The 1,835-nt window shown below is 72.5% G+C and carries 2 protein-coding genes; one reads left to right on the top strand and one right to left on the bottom strand.

Annotated elements, in window-relative coordinates; translation table 11 throughout:
• A partial coding sequence (locus G6017_RS14965; protein WP_182618068.1) for an MFS transporter occupies positions 1–849 on the top strand: 849 nt, incomplete at its 5' end.
• 277 nt (positions 850–1,126) lie between these two features.
• Here G6017_RS14965 and G6017_RS14960 read toward each other — a convergent pair.
• The coding region (locus G6017_RS14960; protein WP_182618066.1) for an FAD-dependent oxidoreductase at positions 1,127–1,835 on the bottom strand (709 nt) is incomplete at its 5' end.

Here is a 1,835-nt window from a genome sequence, read left to right as displayed (position 1 = left end):
TCCGCGCCGGTGACCCCGCCGCAGAAGGCAGCGCGCCGCCGCCTCGACCTGGACCCGGTCGGCATCGTGCTGCTCGGGGCGGCCGTGCTCTCGGTGATGCTGCCCTTCCTCAACCGCGGGGCCCACCCCGCGCTGTGGGCCCTGGTGCCGCTCGGGGTGGCCCTGCTCGGGGCGTTCGCCTGGTGGGAGCGCCGCTACGAGAGGGTCGGTCGCCCGCCGCTGGTCAATCCCGAGATCTTCCGCGACCCGGCGTTCCGCAACGGCATGATCATCGTCTCGATCTACTTCATGGGCGGGACCAGCCTGTGGATCGTGATGCCCATGTACCTGCAGTTCCACCTGGGGTACGCGCCGATCGACTCCGCGCTGGTGAGCCTGCCCGCCTCGATCTGCGCCGCGGTGTCCGCGCAGGTCGCGGGGCGGTTCGTGCTGAAGCTCGGGCGTCGGCTGGTGATCGTCGGGTTCTGCCTCACCCTCACCGCGCTGGGCACGTTCATCCTGCTCGCGGGGTTGGTCGAATCCGGGGCGGTGGGCTACCTGATCTTCATGGCCCCCGCCGCGCTGATGGGCACCGCCCAGGGCATGACCATCTCCCCCAACCAGACGCTGACGCTGCGGGCGGTCGACCCCGCGTACGGCGGGGTGGCCGGCAGCATCATCTCCCTCGGCCAGCGCATGGGCACCGCGATCGGCACGGCCGTCGTGCCCGGCGTGCTGTTCTGGATCGTCGAGTCCCAGGACGACTGGCTGCTCGCGTTCCGGGCGGCCCTGGGACTGATCGCCGCGCTGGCGGCGGGCGCGTTGGCGTTCAGCGTGGTGGACCGCCGCCGCGAGAAGCGCTGCGCCTGAGCCGCGCAACCCCTCTTCGCAGCCCCCTGCTCACCCCTCCCCCGGTTGGCGGACACCCCACCCCGACCCCCCCGTGGTTGGCTGTGGTTGGCGGACACCCCGCCCCGACCCCACCGTGGTTGGCTGTGGTCGGCGGACACCCCGCCCCGGTTGGCGGGCACCCTGCCCCGGTTGGCGGACATCTGATGCGAAGGACGGCCCGCCGGACACGAATTCTGTCCGCCAGGTGAGGGACGGGGTCCGCCAGGCGAGGGCGGTCGGAGGCAGGAGCGGCTGCTCAGAGGGTGGCCGCGAGCTCCACGCCCTGCTTGATGGCGCGCTTGGCGTCCAGCTCCGCGGCCACGTCGGCGCCGCCGATCACGTGCACCCGAGCCCCTGCCCCGGCTCCGGAACCGTCCAGCTCATCGGCGAGGTCGCGTACCGATTCCTGGCCCGCGCACACCACGACCGAGTCCACGTGCACCACCCGGTGGGCGCCATCGGCGTCGAGGATGTGCAGCCCGTCGTCGTCGATCTTCTCGTAGGTCACCCCGGTGTACTGCTGTACTCCGCCCGTCTTGAGCTCGGCTCGGTGGACCCATCCGGTGGTCTTGCCCAGGCCCTTGCCGATCGACGTGGTCTTGCGCTGGAGCAGGTGCACCTCGTGCGCGGGGTCGTCCAGGACAGCGGTGCCCAGGCCCGCTCTGTCGACAGCCGGGTCCGTCACCCCCCAGTGCCGCTTCCACGCCACTACGTCGGTGGAGTGTCCGTGTGCGCGGCGGCCGTCGAGATCCAGTCCCGGCCCGCCGGCCAGCAGGAACACGGAGACGTCGACGCCGATCCCTCCGGCACCGATCACCGCCACGCGACGGCCGGGCCGGCGCGCGCCGGTGAGCAGCTCGGGGTAGGTCATGACCATGGGATGGTCGGCGCCCGGCAGGTCCAGCACCCGCGGGCGGACCCCGGTCGCCACCACCACGTGGTCGAACCCGGCCACATCCGCGGCG

This window comes from Dietzia sp. B44, from assembly GCF_014145245.1.
GTDB lineage: Bacteria > Actinomycetota > Actinomycetes > Mycobacteriales > Mycobacteriaceae > Dietzia > Dietzia natronolimnaea.
The sequence above is the reverse complement of the archived record's forward strand: the minus strand, read 5'-3'. Positions and strand labels throughout refer to the sequence as shown.